This window comes from Eoetvoesiella caeni, assembly GCF_003315175.1.
GTDB classification, from domain to species: Bacteria; Pseudomonadota; Gammaproteobacteria; order Burkholderiales; family Burkholderiaceae_B; genus Eoetvoesia; species Eoetvoesia caeni.
Map to the genome: position 1 here is coordinate 25,221 of NZ_QNRQ01000016.1, position 14,898 is coordinate 40,118.

General features: G+C 57.8%; 17 protein-coding genes and 1 pseudogene. 10 read left to right on the plus strand and 8 right to left on the minus strand.

The window, feature by feature from the left end; all coding sequences use genetic code 11:
- Nucleotides 1-21: 21 nt before the first annotated feature.
- The 7 genes from DFR37_RS20015 to DFR37_RS20045 all read right to left on the minus strand — a co-directional run bounded on the left by DFR37_RS20015 (nt 22) and on the right by DFR37_RS20045 (nt 5,126).
- Nucleotides 22-1,374: a sensor histidine kinase gene (locus DFR37_RS20015; RefSeq protein WP_113934958.1), complete on the minus strand. Its 1,353-nt coding sequence runs from the start codon at nt 1,372-1,374 to the stop codon at nt 22-24.
- Nucleotides 1,350-2,015 carry a response regulator transcription factor gene (locus tag DFR37_RS20020; RefSeq protein WP_005797956.1) on the minus strand — a complete coding sequence of 222 codons (666 nt, stop codon included), beginning with the start codon at nt 2,013-2,015 and terminating at the stop codon, nt 1,350-1,352. The genes DFR37_RS20015 and DFR37_RS20020 overlap by 25 nt, the downstream gene beginning before the upstream one ends.
- 22 nt (nt 2,016-2,037) lie before the next feature.
- Nucleotides 2,038-2,796 (minus strand): COG4705 family protein, encoded by a 759-nt coding sequence (locus tag DFR37_RS20025; RefSeq protein WP_113934959.1) that lies wholly within the window; start codon nt 2,794-2,796, stop codon nt 2,038-2,040.
- A 9-nt stretch (nt 2,797-2,805) separates the two neighbouring features.
- Nucleotides 2,806-3,255 (minus strand): hypothetical protein, encoded by a 450-nt coding sequence (locus DFR37_RS20030; protein ID WP_005797953.1) that lies wholly within the window; start codon nt 3,253-3,255, stop codon nt 2,806-2,808.
- 29 nt (nt 3,256-3,284) lie between these two features.
- Entirely contained in the window at nt 3,285-4,067 is a 783-nt protein-coding gene (locus DFR37_RS20035; RefSeq protein ID WP_005797951.1) for a COG4705 family protein, read from the minus strand.
- Between the two features lie 70 nt (nt 4,068-4,137).
- Complete coding sequence (locus DFR37_RS20040; protein ID WP_040329257.1) at nt 4,138-4,734, minus strand: undecaprenyl-diphosphatase; 597 nt, start codon at nt 4,732-4,734, stop codon at nt 4,138-4,140.
- Between the two features lie 56 nt (nt 4,735-4,790).
- A complete protein-coding gene (locus tag DFR37_RS20045) occupies nt 4,791-5,126 on the minus strand; it encodes a PepSY domain-containing protein (protein ID WP_005797945.1) in 336 nt (111 codons plus the stop codon).
- Nucleotides 5,127-5,359: 233 nt separating this feature from the next.
- Between DFR37_RS20045 and DFR37_RS20050 the strand changes: the two genes are divergently transcribed.
- The 8 genes from DFR37_RS20050 (at nt 5,360) to DFR37_RS20085 (ending at nt 13,531) form a co-directional block, all read left to right on the plus strand.
- Nucleotides 5,360-5,920 (plus strand): recombinase family protein, encoded by a 561-nt coding sequence (locus DFR37_RS20050; RefSeq protein WP_034303873.1) that lies wholly within the window; start codon nt 5,360-5,362, stop codon nt 5,918-5,920.
- Nucleotide 5,921: 1 nt separating this feature from the next.
- Entirely contained in the window at nt 5,922-8,891 is a 2,970-nt protein-coding gene (locus DFR37_RS20055) for a Tn3 family transposase (protein WP_034303874.1), read from the plus strand.
- Between the two features lie 116 nt (nt 8,892-9,007).
- On the plus strand, nt 9,008-9,346 hold the full coding sequence (locus tag DFR37_RS20060; protein ID WP_113934960.1) for an ArsR/SmtB family transcription factor: 339 nt from the start codon (nt 9,008-9,010) through the stop codon (nt 9,344-9,346).
- A gap of 122 nt (nt 9,347-9,468) precedes the next feature.
- Nucleotides 9,469-9,978 carry an arsenate reductase ArsC gene (locus tag DFR37_RS20065; RefSeq protein WP_113934961.1) on the plus strand — a complete coding sequence of 170 codons (510 nt, stop codon included), beginning with the start codon at nt 9,469-9,471 and terminating at the stop codon, nt 9,976-9,978.
- Between the two features lie 76 nt (nt 9,979-10,054).
- A complete protein-coding gene (arsB, locus tag DFR37_RS20070) occupies nt 10,055-11,125 on the plus strand; it encodes an ACR3 family arsenite efflux transporter (RefSeq protein ID WP_113934962.1) in 1,071 nt (356 codons plus the stop codon).
- 15 nt (nt 11,126-11,140) lie between these two features.
- Nucleotides 11,141-11,566 carry an arsenate reductase (glutaredoxin) gene (arsC, locus tag DFR37_RS20075; protein ID WP_113934963.1) on the plus strand — a complete coding sequence of 142 codons (426 nt, stop codon included), beginning with the start codon at nt 11,141-11,143 and terminating at the stop codon, nt 11,564-11,566.
- Entirely contained in the window at nt 11,566-12,312 is a 747-nt protein-coding gene (gene arsH / locus DFR37_RS20080; protein WP_113934964.1) for an arsenical resistance protein ArsH, read from the plus strand. Before arsC ends, arsH begins: the two co-directional genes overlap by 1 nt.
- 160 nt (nt 12,313-12,472) lie before the next feature.
- A complete protein-coding gene (locus tag DFR37_RS20085) occupies nt 12,473-13,531 on the plus strand; it encodes a DMT family transporter (protein WP_113934965.1) in 1,059 nt (352 codons plus the stop codon).
- A 95-nt stretch (nt 13,532-13,626) separates the two neighbouring features.
- Here DFR37_RS20085 and DFR37_RS20090 read toward each other — a convergent pair whose 3' ends face one another.
- Nucleotides 13,627-14,112, minus strand: a complete 486-nt coding sequence (locus tag DFR37_RS20090) for a c-type cytochrome (protein ID WP_113934966.1) — start codon at nt 14,110-14,112, stop codon at nt 13,627-13,629.
- Nucleotides 14,113-14,219: 107 nt separating this feature from the next.
- Between DFR37_RS20090 and DFR37_RS23505 the strand changes: the two are divergent.
- Together DFR37_RS23505 and DFR37_RS20100 are read left to right on the plus strand one after the other, a co-directional pair.
- Nucleotides 14,220-14,375: pseudogene (locus DFR37_RS23505) on the plus strand (ATP-binding protein); the annotation flags it as partial.
- Between the two features lie 133 nt (nt 14,376-14,508).
- The gene (locus DFR37_RS20100; protein ID WP_113934967.1) at nt 14,509-14,796 is read left to right on the plus strand and encodes a twin-arginine translocation signal domain-containing protein; all 288 of its coding nucleotides are present in this window, start codon (nt 14,509-14,511) and stop codon (nt 14,794-14,796) included.
- Nucleotides 14,797-14,898: the final 102 nt, after the last annotated feature.

Sequence of the window (14,898 nt, forward strand, 5' to 3'; positions counted from 1 at the left end):
GCCTCCGCGTTTCTCAAACCGCTACCGCATGGGAGCGATAACGGCAACATTTAAGCCAGTTTGCTTCTCTTGATCTGAGAAGTCGAGGCGGATTTCAGCACCGATGCGATTGGCAATCGTCTGGACAATGGATAGTCCCAGACCCGAGCCGATCTGCTCGCTCCCCAGCGTGCGGTAGAAGGGATCAAACACTCGATCCCGTTCAGCCAACGGAATGCCAGGCCCACTGTCCTGAATACGTAGTACGACCTTCCCTTCCGAAACACCCACAGAAAGATCAACACGCCCTCCCTCTGGCGTGTAGCGGATGGCGTTATCGACTAGGTTCTTGACCACAGCGATCATGTCCAGCTCGCTTGCCCACACTTCGGCGTCCAGCGCGCCTTCGACACCGATGTCGATGTGCTTGGCCTCGGCCAGCGGCATGAGGTCTTCCAGCACGCGGCGGTAGATGCTCTGGACAGATACAGGCGACTTCGGCAGGTCGGTGGCCGACTGTGCCTTGGCCAAGGTCAAGAGTTGATCGAGCAGGCTGCGGCCGCGCTCGATCCCTTGGCGCAAAACCGTCAGCCGTTCGCGCGCCACGCTGGACATTTCCGCTTCCGCGAGCCGTTCTGCTTGCAGCGACATGGCTGTCAGCGGCGAACGTAGCTCGTGCGCGGCATCCGCCACAAAGCGGCGCTGAGATTCCATCGACTGGCTGACACGAGCGAGCAGGCGATTGATCGCCACGGCAAACGGACGTACCTCGACCGGAAGGTGGCGGTCTTCGACGGGATGCAGTTCCTGCTCTGCCCGCTGGTCTATTTCCTTGGACAGCGCCGCGATGGGCTGGAACATCTTGCGCACCAGGTCAGCAACGATCAACAGCAGCACCGGCACGAGAATCAAGAAAGGCATCACCGTGCGCAGTGCCCCGTCGCGGGCAATTTCATTGCGGAAACCGGACTCCTGAGCCACAGCAATGCGTTCGCCGCTCGCCGTGGTCTTGACCAGCACGCGAAACGTCTCGCCACCAACTTCCAGCGTGTGCAATCCATCCGCCAAGGTCGCCGGGAGCGGGAGCACGCCTCCTGCATCCACGCCTACCGTAGAGGGACTGACCTCACCCAAGCGCTGGACGATCACGCGCGACTCTTCATCGACATCCTTGAGACGGATATCGGTGGTTGGCACGGCAGGCAACAAGCGCTGGCGATCCATGAGCTGCGCCACCTGGCGCAGTACATCGTCCTGTAGTTCGTGCGCTTCATCGAAGGCGGACAGGAACGAGAATACGCCCGCCACAACGGCCACCACGAGGATGACCAGCGACAAGGTGAAGGACAGCTTGAGCTGAACTGATTCGTTCAAGCGCCTTTTGAGACCATCCATCCGACCCCCCTGACGTTCTTGATGACCTCGCCACCGAGCTTGCGCCGCAGTGCGTGGATCAGATATTCGACGGCATTGCTTTCGACTTCTTCCCCCCAGCCATAGATGCGATCCTCCAGTTCGCTGCGCGAAAGGATGGCACCAGGCCGAACCAGCAAGGCTTGCAGTAACGAGAACTCGCGGTTGGACAGTTGCACTTGGGGGCCATCATTGGCACAAGCCTCTTTGGTGGCCGGGTCGAGCGTCACCACGCCGTTGCTGAGCACGGGAGCTGCCGTGCCACCTTTGCGCCTCAGGACGGCGCGCATCCGGGCCAGCAGTTCCGCCATCTGAAAGGGCTTGGACACATAGTCGTCGGCCCCGCCATCCAGGCCGCGCAGGCGATCATCCAGACCATCGCGAGCCGTGATGATGAGCAGGGGAACCGGGTTGTCCTTGGCTCGGATGCTGGCCAGCACCTCCAGCCCATCCTTTCCGGGCAGACCGAGGTCGAGTAGCACCAGGTCGTAATGCTGGCAGCCCAGCGTGGTGAGCGCCGTCTGCCCGTCCTTCACCCAGTCGGCGGCGTAGGACGCATCCTTCAATGCGCCCTGGATCGCGTCACCGATCATGGGATCGTCTTCGACAAGCAATACCCGCATTCCCCCTCCGTTCAATCGTTGTTCAATGTGCCGTCCTGGCTGCTCTCTGCCTGAACAGCAGGATCGCAGTCAGCATGAAGGCCAACAGTGCGGCCGATGCCGAATAGCGGCTCAACGCCAGACCACCCGCGCTCAGTGGCTTGTCCAGAAAATCCCCGACCACGGCACCCAGCGGGCGAGTCAGGATGAACGCCGCCCAGAACAGCAGCGTGCGGGACACGCTCGTCCAGTAGTAGGCTGCCACGACCAGCGCGAGCAGCCCGCCGAACACGACGGCCGCACCCGTGTAGCCCAAGCCCGCCGTGTCGGCTGTCCAGTCGCCTAACGCGGTGCCCAGCGTTTGGGAGAACATGATCGTCAGCCAGTAGAAGGCTTCTGCCTTGGGCGAGCTGACCGTGCTCACCGACACGGAGCCGAGGGTGCGATGCCAGACGAAGAGCGAGCCGAGCAGCAAGGCCAGCAGCAAGCTCGAACCTCCAGCGTACCCGATTCCCAGCGATCGATCCGCAAAATCGGCCGATGTCGTGCCGACCGTGGTCGTGGCGATGATGGTTGTCCAGTACAGGAAGGGATGGAAGCCTTTGGCCTTGACCTGCGCGACGACGGCAGCCAGGAAGATCGCCGCGAAGATGGCTGTACCGACCAGGTAGCCCAGGTTCATGGACATCGAAACCGCATCACCGCCAGTTTCACCGAGCGTCGTGGCGGCAATCTTGATGAGCCAGAAGCCCAGCGTGACTTCGGGCACCTTGGCCAGCGCGTGTTCAGTGGATGTTTTCATGGGGCGCGCTCACTTTCCTTCGAGCGTGTTAAAGGTTTTCAGCAGGGCATCCATCGCAGCCTTGCAGTCAGCCTGGCTTGGCGTGTCTGCGCGAAGCGTCGCAAGCGACTTGTCGATGGCCTTGTCGAGCAGATGCCAGTCATCTGCCGCGCGCGGTTTGAGTCCGGCTTCGGCCGAATCCCATGCGACTTCCAAGTCCTTGATGCGTGACTTGGCAGCAGGCAGATCGCCCTTGTCAACGATGGCGGCGACATCGGTGGCGATGCTGCGGAAGGCCGACAGGTCGCCCAGCTTGGATGCAGTTTTGACTTGCAAGGCCGAGACAGTCTGGGCCGGTGTAGTTGATGCCGAGCTTGCGTTGTTCTGATCGGCAGATTTGGAACAACCAGCCGCGAGGACCACGAGCACGGCGGCCGAAATGGCGGCAACAGGGCGAGCGATTGAGTGCTTTATGAGCATGTTTTTCTCCTTGTGTAGAGCGAAGATGGTTATTCGACGAGCTGGGCCGAGCGGCGTCCATTCATGCCGATCTGCGCGACGGCCACCAGCATGACGATCACCGTGAGGAACAAGGCGCTTGTCCACATGGCACCCATGCCAAGGCCGCCATAGGTCTTGGCCTGAGTCAGCAAGTCGCCGAGTGCGGCCCCGAAGGGGCGGGTCAATATGTAGGCGATCCAGAAGGTCAGAACGGCGTTGCCGCCCATGCGCCAGGCGGTATAGGTGATGCCAATCAGCACACCGAACGCCACCGCGCCCCAGGTAAAGCCCAAGCCCAACGCCTCGGTCGCCAAATCGCCAGCAGCCGTGCCCAGCGCGAACGTGCAGAGGATGGCAGCCCAATAGAACAGCTCCCGGCTGCGCGTCACAATGTCGTGAATGGACAGGGTGCGCTCGATCCGATACCAGACGAAGAAGATCGCGGCGAGCGCAACGGCGAACGCCGAGGTGCTGATGTACAGGCTGACGCCAAGGCCATCGGTCAGCAGATCGGTGATCTGGGTGCCGACCACGCTGACCAGTACCACCGTCAGCCAGTAAATCCAAGGGGTATAGCGTCGGGTGCGCAACTGCATGAACAAGGCGGCCGCCAACAGGGCAGCCATGACGGTTCGAGTCACGCCTTGCCCCCACCCTGCGTTGACCGCCAGGAAATCGGCTCCCGTCTCGCCCACCGTGGTGGACATGATCTTGATGATCCAGAACGACAGCGCGACTTCCGGGACTTTATTGAGCCAGCCAGTGGTGCTGCTCGTGGGCAATTTGTTCATGGTGTTCTCCTGCCGGGGGTGAAATGGTTTGCCAGCAGTTTGAACATGCTGACTTAGCCCGCCCATAGGCTCACTCGCGCACCCATCCAAGCGCGATCAACCCGCTGAAAAGCCGCCGATGGATTCCGGTGGCAAGTTGATAACTTGGCAATAGATACCAGTGTGCTTCACGTAACGTCAGCCAGGCACAGATTGCAGCAACGGCGATGGCCCCGAGCATGTCGAATGGGAAGTGCACTCCAAGGTAGATGCGCGCCCAGGCAATGGGAACGCCCAGCAAAGCCAAAGTCACGCCTGCAATTCGTGGGCCTCGTTGCAGCGCGAGGCTGAAGGCAACCGCCCACCACAGCGTCAGGTGATCGCTTGGGAAAGACGAATCGGCAACATGAGGGATGAGGGTGTGACCCAGGCCGATCATGAAAGGTCGGGGATGCAACCAAGCCAGGCCGATGATCTGGTTGATGAGCAGGCCCAGCAATCCCGATGCGCTAGCAACGAGCATCGTCTTGCGGGTAGGCTCGCCGCCGCGAAGCCAGCCGATGCCGATCAGGAGTGGAACCGCCCAGATGAGCTGTTCGGCCAAGAAGGTGGCCAACGTCAGAGCCAAAGCACTGGGATGCTCCGGTGCGTTGAGCCAGAGAAAAAATGTATGGTTGAGTGATTCCATGAGGTCTCCGGGCCGGATCGCCTCCGAGGGAAACGATCCGGCCATACTGTCGGGAGTCAGTCCCGCTTGTCGTGGTCATCATCGTGATCCGCCTTGTCCTCGGCAGACGAGATGACCGTGCCCTTGTCGGCATCGACCCGGACATCGAAGACCTTGGCCCCGCTGACGACTTCCACGTCGTAGACCCAGCCTTGCTTCGAGTTCTCGTACTCGGCGCGTGACGCCTTGCCATTGGCGTGCTGCTCGGCGACGGTGACCGCCTGTGTGAGGGGAATCTTGGCCTTGCTGATTGCCAGTGCGTCGTTTTCCATACCGCCATTGGCGGCGTAGGCGACCGCGCCGGTTGCAGCGATGGCGACGGCCAGAAGGGAAAGTTTGGTATAGCGGTACATGATGCTTCTCCAGAAGAGTGCAGGGATTTGCACAGTGGAGAAGGTACGCAGGCAGACTTAGCTCGCACTGAGCCGGGAAGTTTTCGCTCTCGCCGATGTAGTGTTATCGACTCCTGACAATTGGTGCAGTCGTCTTCTGAAAATGACAAGGATGTAGTCCTATTGAGCCTTTATTGACACACTCAATAAAGGCTCATAGATTCTTTCTTGACACATTAGCGCAGGAGACGCACATGAAAGGTCAACGCATCGGGTACGTGCGGGTCAGTAGCTTCGACCAAAACCCAGAACGCCAGCTAGAACAGAGCCAGGTGGACAAGGTGTTCACCGACAAGGCTTCGGGCAAAGATACGCGGCGCCCGCGGCTCGACACGCTGCTGACCTTCGTGCGCGAAGGCGATACCGTGGTGGTGCACAGCATGGATCGCCTGGCGCGCAACCTCGATGACTTGCGCCGTCTGGTGCAAATGCTCACCAAGCGCGGCGTACGCATCGAGTTCGTCAAGGAATGCCTGACCTTCACCGGCGAGGACTCGCCGATGGCGAATCTGATGCTGTCCGTGATGGGTGCATTCGCCGAATTCGAGCGCGCCCTGATCCGCGAAAGGCAGCGTGAGGGCATCGCGCTCGCCAAGCAGCGCGGTGCCTACCGGGGCCGCAAGAAAGCGCTATCGCCAGAGCGTGCGGCCGAACTGCGTCAGCGCGCGAACGCTGGTGAGCAGAAGGCGAAGCTGGCCCGCGAGTTTGGCGTCAGTCGGGAGACCCTGTATCAATACTTGAGAACGGATCATTAGCATGCCACGTCGTTCCATTCTGTCCGCCACCGAGCGGGATAGCCTGCTGGCGTTGCCGAACACCAAGGACGATTTAATCCGGCATTACTCACTCAGTGATAGTGACCTTTCGATCATCCGGCAGCGGCGCGGGCCTGCGAATCGGCTGGGCTTCGCGGTGCAGCTATGCTACCTCCGCTTTCCGGGCATTGTCCTTGGCGTCGATCAGCCGCCGTTCCCGCCCTTGCTGAAACTGGTCGCCGACCAGCTCAAGGTCGGTGTTGAAAGCTGGAACGATTACGGGCAGCGGCGGGAACAGACTCGGCGCGAACATCTCGTCGAGCTGCAAACTGTGTTCGGCTTCCAGCCGTTCACCATGAGTCACTACCGGCAGGCCGTTCACACATTGACGGGTCTGGCCATGCAGACCGACAAGGGCATCGTACTGGCCGATGCCTTGATCGAACATTTGCGGCAGCAGTCGATCATCTTGCCCGCACTCAACGCCATCGAGCGTGCCAGTGCCGAGGCCATCACCCGCGCCAACCGGCGCATCCACGAAGCCCTGTACGAGCCGCTGACGACCGGGCATCGCCGCCGCCTCGACGATCTGCTGAAACGCCGAGACAACGGCAAGACGACCTGGCTGGCCTGGTTGCGCCAGTCGCCCGTCAAACCGAACTCGCGCCACATGCTGGAACACATCGAACGCCTCAAAGCCTGGCAGGCGCTCGATCTGCCTACCGGCATCGAGCGGCTGGTTCATCAAAACCGGCTGCTCAAGATCGCCCGCGAGGGCGGCCAGATGACACCCGCCGACTTGGCCAAGTTCGAGCCTCAGCGGCGCTACGCTACTTTGGTGACGGTGGCCATTGAGGGCATGGCCACCGTCACCGACGAAATTATCGACCTGCACGACCGCATCCTGGGCAAGCTGTTCAACGCCGCCAAGAACAAGCATCAGCAGCAGTTCCAGGCATCGGGCAAAGCCATCAACGCCAAGGTGCGCCTGTACGGGCGCATCGGCCAGGCGCTGATCGACGCCAAACAATCGGGCGGCGACCCATTCGCCGCCATCGAGGCCGTCATGTCTTGGGATGCGTTCGCTGTGAGCGTCACCGAGGCGCAAAAGCTCGCGCAGCCCGATGACTTCGATTTCCTGCACCGCATCGGCGAGAGTTACTCCACCTTGCGCCGCTACGCGCCGGAATTCCTCGACGTGCTCAAGCTGCGGGCCGCGCCCGCTGCCAAGGACGTTCTCGACGCCATTGAGGTGCTGCGCGGTATGAACACCGACAACGCCCGCAAGGTGCCCGCCGATGCGCCGACCGGCTTCATCAAGCCGCGCTGGCAGAAGCTGGTAATGACCGACACCGGAATCGACCGGCGCTACTACGAACTGTGCGCCCTGTCGGAACTCAAGAACTCCCTGCGCTCGGGCGACATCTGGGTGCAGGGTTCGCGCCAGTTCAAGGACTTCGAGGACTACCTGGTGCCGCCCGCGAAGTTCGCCAGCCTCAAGCAGTCCAGTGAATTACCGCTGGCCGTGGCCACCGACTGCGACCAGTACCTGAGCGAGCGCTTGGAGCTGCTGGAAGCGCAGCTCGCCACGGTCAACCGCATGGCGGCGGCGAACGATCTGCCGGACGCCATCCTCACAGAGTCGGGCCTGAAAATCACGCCGCTCGATGCGGCGGTGCCGGACACTGCGCAAGCGTTGATCGACCAGACGGCCATGATCCTGCCGCACGTCAAGATCACAGAATTGCTGCTTGAAGTCGATGAATGGACGGGCTTCACCCGCCACTTCACGCACCTGAAATCGGGCGATCTGGCCAAGGACAAGAACCTGTTGCTGACCACGATCCTGGCCGACGCGATCAACCTGGGGCTGACGAAAATGGCCGAGTCCTGCCCCGGAACGACCTACGCCAAGCTCGCCTGGCTGCAAGCCTGGCATACCCGTGACGAAACCTACGGGGCGGCGCTGGCCGAACTGGTGAACGCCCAGTTCCGGCACCCGTTCGCCGGGCATTGGGGCGATGGCACTACGTCATCGTCGGACGGCCAGAACTTCCGAACAGGGAGCAAGGCCGAGAGCACCGGACACATCAATCCAAAATATGGCAGCAGCCCAGGGCGGACGTTCTACACCCACATCTCCGACCAGTACGCGCCGTTTCATACTAAGGTGGTCAATGTCGGCGTGCGCGACTCGACCTACGTGCTCGATGGTCTGCTGTACCACGAGTCCGACCTGCGCATCGAGGAACACTACACAGACACGGCGGGCTTCACCGATCACGTCTTCGCCTTGATGCACCTGTTGGGCTTCCGTTTCGCGCCGCGCATCCGCGACCTGGGCGACACCAAGCTCTACATTCCCAAGGGCGAAACCACCTATGATGCCCTCAAGCCGATGATTGGTGGCACGCTCAACATCAAGCATGTCCGCGCCCATTGGGATGAAATCCTGCGGCTGGCCACCTCGATCAAACAGGGCACGGTGACGGCCTCGCTGATGTTGCGCAAGCTCGGCAGCTATCCGCGCCAGAATGGCTTGGCCGTAGCCTTGCGCGAGCTGGGGCGCATCGAGCGCACGCTGTTCATCTTGGACTGGCTGCAAAGCGTCGAGCTGCGCCGCCGCGTCCATGCCGGGCTGAACAAGGGCGAAGCCCGCAACGCGCTGGCCAGGGCGGTGTTCTTCAACCGGCTGGGCGAAATCCGTGACCGCAGCTTTGAGCAGCAGCGCTACCGTGCCAGCGGCCTCAACTTGGTGACGGCGGCTGTCGTGTTGTGGAACACGGTCTACCTGGAGCGCGCAGCGCATGCCTTGCGTGGCAACGGCCATGCCGTCGATGAGGCGCTGTTGCAGTACCTGTCGCCACTGGGCTGGGAGCACATCAACCTGACCGGAGATTACCTCTGGCGCAGCAGCGCCAAGATCGGCGCGGGCAAATTCAGGCCGCTACGACCGCTGCAACCGGCTTAGCGTGCTTTATTTTCCGTTTTCTGAGGCGACCCCAATTAACGGTAGCAGTTTCGATGCTAACCACCGTAATCTAAATTTTCCTTGTCTATTTTCCATAATTCCAATATTATTGAATAATGGAAACAAAGAACATCATTTTGGCTTTATCAGCGCTTGCTCAAGAGTCTCGTCTTGCTGTGTTTCGACTGCTTGTGCAGGCGGGGCCACAAGGCTTAGCCGCGACCAAAATTGCTGAAGCGTTGGCACTGGCGCCATCTTCGTTGTCGTTCCATTTGAAAGAACTGACCTACGCTAATTTAATCACGCAAACCCGTGAAGGACGTTCGCTTATCTATTCGGCAAATTTTGAAACGATGAATGGTGTATTGGGTTTTCTGACCGAAAACTGTTGCGGTGGAAATCCGTGTACGCCGGTTTGTATTCCTGCGTGCTCTAACGAGGTACTTCCATCGTGAGGCGCCTGCAATACACGTTTTCGCTGCTAAACCACTGATTATGGCGATTTTCCCTCGTGTGCAGTGTCGCTTTCAGTACATCCCACTTTAATTATGAGCTGTTGCTAAGCCAAGAGATCGCAATGACTGAAAAAACGTATAACGTCCTGTTTTTGTGCACGGGTAATTCGGCGCGTAGCATTATGGCGGAAGCTTTGGTAACCACGCTTGGCAATGGCAGGTTCAAAGGCTATAGCGCCGGCAGTCAGCCAGGGGGGACGGTGAACCCATTGGCCTTTGAAAAAGTACAAAAGACCGGTTACCCCGCGGATAAGCTGCGTAGCAAGAACTGGGACGAATTTGCCCGAGCGGATGCACCCCATATGGATTTTATTATCACGGTTTGCGATAACGCGGCAGGGGAGGTATGCCCCATTTGGCCTGGGCATCCCGCGTCCGCTCATTGGTCATTTCAAGATCCTGCCGCAGTGGAAGGGACTGATGACGAAAAACGTGCTGCCTTTGACAAAGTCTTCAGACAGATGGCAACACGGATGCATGCATTTATCAGTTTGCCCTTGCATAAGCTGGATAACGTAGCTATCCAGCAGGAAATCAGAAAGATTGGCGACCCTTCGATAGTCGCGATATAGATTAGCCAGGGCTTACCAGAAGCCAAGCTTGGGTTGACTACAGCCTGGCGGCCGCATTTTTACACGGAATTGCTTTATGTCTTCGTCTTCTACCGCGGCCCTAGCCGACGGGGTGGCACCGAGTATCGGGTTTTTTGAACGCTATCTGACCATTTGGGTAGCTCTTTGTATTGTGGTCGGTATCTTTTTAGGTCAAGCTTTGCCCGAGCTCTTTCAAAGCATTGCGGGCCTTGAAGTAGCCAAAGTCAATATCCCCGTAGGTATTTTGATCTGGGTCATGATCATCCCCATGCTCATCAAGATCGACTTCGGCGCGCTGGGGCAGATCAAGAGTCAGTGGCGCGGCATTGGGGTCACCCTGGGCATTAACTGGCTGGTCAAACCCTTTTCCATGGCATTTCTGGGTTGGCTGTTTATTCGCCATCTCTTTGCCGATTGGCTGCCTGCAGATCAGATTGATAGCTATATCGCTGGCTTGATCTTGCTGGCCGCCGCGCCCTGCACCGCTATGGTTTTTGTATGGAGCCAGCTTTGCAAAGGCGATCCGTATTTCACGCTGTCGCAAGTCGCTCTGAATGACGCCATCATGATTGTCGCGTTCGCGCCGCTGGTGGCATTGCTGCTGGGGCTGGCATCCATCACCGTGCCGTGGGACACCTTGATGACCTCGGTCGGTCTGTACATCATCGTTCCTGTCATCCTGGCGCAGCGGATACGCAAGGCGCTCTTGGCAAAAGGGCAAGCCGCCTTCGAACTGGTTGTATCAAGCCTGGGGCCGTACTCCATTGCCGCGCTGTTGCTGACCTTAGTCTTGCTCTTTGCCTTCCAGGGCGAGTCCATCGTGAAGCAACCGCTGATTATTGCCCTGCTGGCGGTGCCGATACTGATTCAAGTGTTTTTTAATTCCGGCCTAGCCTATCTGCTTAATCGCAAGCTGGGCGTGCCGCATTGTGTGGCCGGCCCGTCCAGCTTGATCGGCGCGTCCAATTTCTTTGAGCTGGCCGTTGCCACGGCGATCAGCCTGTTTGGTTTCCAATCTGGAGCGGCTTTGGCTACGGTAGTGGGCGTTCTGATTGAGGTCCCGGTCATGCTGTTGGTGGTCAATATCGTGAACCGATCCCAGCATTGGTACGAAGTAAAAATTTAAGCAGAGGTTTTCATCATGAATATCACCATTTATCACAATCCAAAGTGCGGAACCTCTCGCAATACCTTGGGCTTGATTCGTAATGCCGGCGTAGAGCCCACCATTATCGAGTATTTAGATAATCCACCGTCCCACAAAGAGCTAAAGGACTTGATCTCAGGCGCGGGATTAACCGTCCGGCAAGCGATCCGAGAAAAAGGAACTCCATACACTGAGTTAGGTCTGAATAATCCGGCTGTGTCCGATGACGAGCTGCTCGATGCCATGCTGGTCAACCCCATTCTTATTAACCGGCCGTTTGTGGTTACGCCCAGCGGTGTGCGTCTGTGCCGGCCTTCGGAGTTGGTGCTGGATATCCTGCTTTTAACGCAGAAAGGCCCATTTGCCAAAGAGGATGGTGAGCTGGTTATCGACAAACAAGGCCGCAGGGTGGCAATTTAATGGATAAACTTTCTCAGCTCCCCAACATCAGCGCTGCACATTTGGATATCCCAACTACGGAGAAGTTGGAGCCGCCCAAGATATCGACGCATCCGCCTCGTATTTTGCTGCTGTATGGCTCGTTACGTGAAACATCCTATAGCCGATTGCTTACGTTGGAAGCCGAGCGCTTGCTTCAACACTTTGGGGCAGAGACGCGTGTGTTCGACCCACACGGCTTGCCCATGGTCGACAGTGTCAACGCTGACCATCCCAAAGTTCAGGAGCTGCGCAAGCTCTCGGAGTGGTCGGAGGGCCAGGTGTGGTGCAGCCCCGAGCGGCATGGCACATTGACCGGAGTTTTCAAATCACAAATTGATTGGCTCCCGCTTGAAATAGGGAGTGTTCGTCCAACGCAAGGGCGAACGCTGGCCGTCATGCAGGTATCAGGCGGCTCTCAATCGTTCAATGCCCTCAACGCCCTGCGTGTTTTGGGGCGATGGATGCGGATGGTCACTATCCCCAATCAATCGTCGGTAGCCAAGGCGTTTCAGGAGTTCGACGAGAAGGGCAGAATGAAGCCTTCGGCGTATTACGAGCGGCTGGTTGATGTCATGGAAGAGCTTTACAAGTTCACACTCATTATTCGTGATCGGTCTGATTATCTCACTAGCCGGTATAGCGAGCGTAAGGAAGCCGAGCCACCACTGCTTGCGGAATTGGCGGCGGCCGCCATGAGCCATGAAGTGGATCAGGGCGCTAGCTAAGTTGCAATGAATCTTGGTAGTGCGCCGACAGTGAGCCTATACTGGATCAATGAAATCCTGGGTCAAAATAGCCCCATGTATTTTGATTGTGTGGGTGGCCTTCCATGGGCGACATCATGAGCGTAAGCTTATCTCCGTACTTAAGTATAGTGTGCTACACATGTCTACTCTCAAATGTACGCAAGGTCTACGCCAGCCGGGCGTCATGCCAGCGTTGCTCGCGGCGCTGCTGTTCGGAGCGGGAACGCCGCTAGCTAAATTATTGCTTGAACATGTGAGCCCCTGGTTATTGGCAGGCCTGCTCTATCTGGGTTCCGGTATTGGACTCACGCTCTATCGCCTTCTGAGCCGTGCGCCAGCCGTTCACCTGTCTCGCCACGAGGTACCTTGGTTGACCGGGGCGATCATATCAGGCGGTATCATCGGCCCAGTATTGCTTATGCTTGGCCTGACAGGGATGCCAGCATCAGGCGCTTCCTTGCTGCTGAATGCCGAAGGGTTGTTTACGGCGCTATTGGCGTGGTTTGTTTTCAGAGAAAATTTTGATCATCGCATTGCGTTGGGCATGGTGGCCATCGTCGCCGGCGCGCTGGTATTGAGCTGGCCAGGCGAAGCGCGCTTCGCCGGTCTTTGGCCCGCATTGGCGGTGCTAGGAGCCTGCCTTGCCTGGGGCATTGACAATAATCTGACGCGTAAGGTTTCACTTACGGATGCCACGTGGATCGCCTCGGTAAAAGGGCTTGTGGCCGGCGTCGTGAATTTAACTTTAGCTTTTATTTTGGGCGCCTCGTTGCCCGCATGGCCAAGTCTGGCAGGCGCCATGATGGTGGGCTTTTTGGCGTATGGCGTAAGCTTGGCGTTGTTCGTCGTCAGTCTGCGCCATCTGGGTACGGCGCGGACTGGAGCGTACTTTTCGGTCGCACCATTTTTTGGTGCTGTTCTGGCTATTGCATTGGGTGAGCCCGTAACTGTGCCCTTACTTGTCGCTGGCGGATTGATGGCAATTGGCATTTGGTTGCACCTGACCGAACGCCATGGCCATGTCCATGTGCACGAGGAACTGGAACACCAACATCAACATACGCATGATGAGCATCATCAGCATTCGCACGATGCGCCCGTAGCGCCCGGTACAGCACATAGCCATAGGCATCGTCATGAACCGCTAATTCATAACCATGGGCACTTTCCAGACGCCCATCATCAACATAAACATTGATGCCATGCGGCTGAGGTCTCTGAAACAGAGTGCAGAGTATCTGGAGCAAGTGATTGGCGTTCTGCGTTCTTATCTTAAATGGGGAGCTGGCCGTACTACTGCGGTGTTTGCTGGGTTATTTCCTTTTGAGCGGCCAGCGCTTTGGAAGGCCAGGAACTTTTGATGTAAGCCAGCACAGCCAGGATATCGTGATCCGAAAGCAATTTGCCGTAGGCTGGCATATCGCTGACATACCCTGGAGGCGCTGTTACGCCAGGCACCAGACCGTTTTTAGTAATGGCAATTAAAACAGCGTCTGGATGATGCCAGGTATGCCCGGTTTCATCGTGCGGTGGGGCGGGCAAGCGTCCGTTCGCTTGACGAGTCCGCCAATCAGGCTGACCTTCTAACTGGGCGCCGTGACAAGCGGCACAATTATTGGCATACACTTTTTTCCCAAGTGCTACCAGTGTTTGATCTGAAGGATCAACATACGCGCTAGCCAAATCGGTGAACATCCCATACAGTGCTGTGCCAACACCCAGCGCCAATAGACCAACTACACCGGCTACCACTACCGTCGTTTTCACCACGGTTACCATTCAGTTTACCCCTTTTTATTTTACAGAAAATGTTGCCAAGCTCACATCGGCGCGAATGGGTGGAGCGTTCCAAACCAAGCTACCAATATTAGAATAAAAGCCGCAGCGGCGAGGGCGCCGGGCTTGGCTTGGTGATAGTTAAATCCATTGTTGAGGCTCATGGCGGATCAATTAGTGCGTCGTCATTGGAAAATCTAATCGCCTTTGAAATTACGCTGCCAGCCCTGGAATACAGCATGAGGTTGAGGCCACTGGCGCGATAGCGCTGCAGCTCAAAGCTGCGCTCCCGGATTCCGAATAAATCCCGTTTCACGATAACTTAATCTGTATAATAATTTGCAAGACGGAGCGCTGGAACCCAGGTGCGCTAGAACCAAGGGGCTATGGAGCATGAACATGAACATCAAGCGTAGAGATTTCGTCAAGGGGTGCGCAGCGGCCTGCGTTTTGTTGGTTCCCGGTATCGCCAGCGCGGCGAAAGGGCAAAGCGCGAACAACGCAGCGGCTTCAGTTGCCGATTCGCACATCGAGAAATCGATCAAGGCCAGCTTCGGCGGGGGCTTCTCGGTACAGAGTCATACCCAATCAGGCCAACTGACCCACGCCAACATCGAACATTTTGGCAACCGGTACGCGGTCACTTCTACAGACTTGCTCGACTGGAAGATCGTGGGTTCTCTCTGAGCAACCTGGGCTTCGCATCGTCTTCCGTCTGTAGATTATCGATTTCCAGGGGTGAAAACACTTGGATATCTATGGCCAAGATAACCTTTCAGCGCCGAGTTA

Bases quoted from the DNA above. Each gene is read 5' to 3' on its own strand.
- DFR37_RS20035 (WP_005797951.1), bottom strand. From the start codon at position 4,067: ATGAACAAATTGCCCACGAGCAGCACCACTGGCTGGCTCAATAAAGTC.
- DFR37_RS20025 (WP_113934959.1), bottom strand. From the start codon at position 2,796: ATGAAAACATCCACTGAACACGCGCTGGCCAAGGTGCCCGAAGTCACG.
- DFR37_RS20030 (WP_005797953.1), bottom strand. From the start codon at position 3,255: ATGCTCATAAAGCACTCAATCGCTCGCCCTGTTGCCGCCATTTCGGCC.
- DFR37_RS20040 (WP_040329257.1), bottom strand. From the start codon at position 4,734: ATGGAATCACTCAACCATACATTTTTTCTCTGGCTCAACGCACCGGAG.
- arsB (WP_113934962.1), top strand. From the start codon at position 10,055: ATGTCTTCGTCTTCTACCGCGGCCCTAGCCGACGGGGTGGCACCGAGT.
- DFR37_RS20085 (WP_113934965.1), top strand. From the start codon at position 12,473: ATGTCTACTCTCAAATGTACGCAAGGTCTACGCCAGCCGGGCGTCATG.
- DFR37_RS20045 (WP_005797945.1), bottom strand. From the start codon at position 5,126: ATGTACCGCTATACCAAACTTTCCCTTCTGGCCGTCGCCATCGCTGCA.
- DFR37_RS20015 (WP_113934958.1), bottom strand. From the start codon at position 1,374: ATGGATGGTCTCAAAAGGCGCTTGAACGAATCAGTTCAGCTCAAGCTG.
- arsC (WP_113934963.1), top strand. From the start codon at position 11,141: ATGAATATCACCATTTATCACAATCCAAAGTGCGGAACCTCTCGCAAT.
- DFR37_RS20100 (WP_113934967.1), top strand. From the start codon at position 14,509: ATGAACATCAAGCGTAGAGATTTCGTCAAGGGGTGCGCAGCGGCCTGC.
- DFR37_RS20065 (WP_113934961.1), top strand. From the start codon at position 9,469: ATGACTGAAAAAACGTATAACGTCCTGTTTTTGTGCACGGGTAATTCG.
- DFR37_RS20050 (WP_034303873.1), top strand. From the start codon at position 5,360: ATGAAAGGTCAACGCATCGGGTACGTGCGGGTCAGTAGCTTCGACCAA.
- arsH (WP_113934964.1), top strand. From the start codon at position 11,566: ATGGATAAACTTTCTCAGCTCCCCAACATCAGCGCTGCACATTTGGAT.
- DFR37_RS20020 (WP_005797956.1), bottom strand. From the start codon at position 2,015: ATGCGGGTATTGCTTGTCGAAGACGATCCCATGATCGGTGACGCGATC.
- DFR37_RS20090 (WP_113934966.1), bottom strand. From the start codon at position 14,112: ATGGTAACCGTGGTGAAAACGACGGTAGTGGTAGCCGGTGTAGTTGGT.
- DFR37_RS20055 (WP_034303874.1), top strand. From the start codon at position 5,922: ATGCCACGTCGTTCCATTCTGTCCGCCACCGAGCGGGATAGCCTGCTG.
- DFR37_RS20060 (WP_113934960.1), top strand. From the start codon at position 9,008: ATGGAAACAAAGAACATCATTTTGGCTTTATCAGCGCTTGCTCAAGAG.